1 protein-coding gene is annotated in these 469 nt (G+C 33.9%); it reads right to left on the reverse strand.

From position 1 onward, the window contains the following. Nucleotides 1-106: 106 nt before the first annotated feature. On the reverse strand, nucleotides 107-469 hold a 363-nt coding region (locus tag R0J87_RS18515), incomplete at its 5' end, for a helix-turn-helix domain-containing protein (protein WP_498888010.1).

Raw genomic sequence — 469 nt, forward strand, 5'->3', positions numbered from 1 at the left:
GAAGTTGATATTAAAACAATAAGTAAGTAAAAAAAAGTCTTTTTCAAAATAAGGACCCCCTTCAAGAAATATCATGCATGTATGAAAGTAATTGAAGTGTTTTTATTTAATCACCATTGAAGTCATTTTGCTTATCCCCTGGTTTACGACCTTCCTGGAGTCTTAGTGCTCTTTCAATTCTTTCAATTCTCTTTTCTATATCTGTATTTCCATCACTTGCAGCAGTAGACGCGTTGCCTGATCTCAGAAGTTGTTCTGCTTCATACCGATAATCTTTTCCAGTTAGCAAATAATCTGTAGATACCCCAAAAACCTCAGCGATCTTCACAATTTCAATATCAGTTAAAGGACGTGTTCCTTTTTCTATTCTGTTCATTACACTGACATTCATATTGATTTTTTGAGCCAACTCTTTTTGGTTCCACTGTTTTTTTTCTCTTAATTTTATTATTCTTTCGCCTACAGCCAG

Source organism: Halomonas sp. SIMBA_159 (assembly GCF_046536035.1).
Lineage (GTDB): Bacteria > Pseudomonadota > Gammaproteobacteria > Pseudomonadales > Halomonadaceae > Vreelandella > Vreelandella venusta_A.